We start from the raw sequence: 275 nt of genomic DNA, 5'->3' as shown, positions 1-275 counted from the left end.
GCCAGGAACTTCAGGATCGACAGGTTCACCGACGGGTGAAAGCGCATGCCGCCCTTGAACGGGCCGATGGCCGAGCTGTGCTGGATGCGGAAAGCGCGGTTGACCTGCGCCTGGCCCCGGTCATCGGTCCAGCACACCCGGAACTGGATCACGCGTTCAGGTTCCACCAGGCGCTCGAGCAGGGCGTGCTCGGCGTAGTGGGGGTGCTTTTCGATGAAAGGCCACAAGCTCAGCATCACCTCCTGGACGGCTTGCATGAATTCCGGCTGCTGCGG

General features: G+C 64.0%; 1 protein-coding gene. It reads right to left on the bottom strand.

What is annotated here, in order from left to right; all coding sequences use genetic code 11:
- On the bottom strand, positions 1-275 hold a 275-nt coding region (locus tag SB751_RS30185), incomplete at both ends, for a Glu/Leu/Phe/Val dehydrogenase dimerization domain-containing protein (RefSeq protein WP_410749045.1).

Origin of the sequence: Cupriavidus sp. SIMBA_020 (genome assembly GCF_046535395.1) — a bacterium.
GTDB lineage: Bacteria > Pseudomonadota > Gammaproteobacteria > Burkholderiales > Burkholderiaceae > Cupriavidus > Cupriavidus campinensis.
Note: the sequence above shows the minus strand (reverse complement) of the source record. Positions and strands in the feature narration are given on the sequence as shown.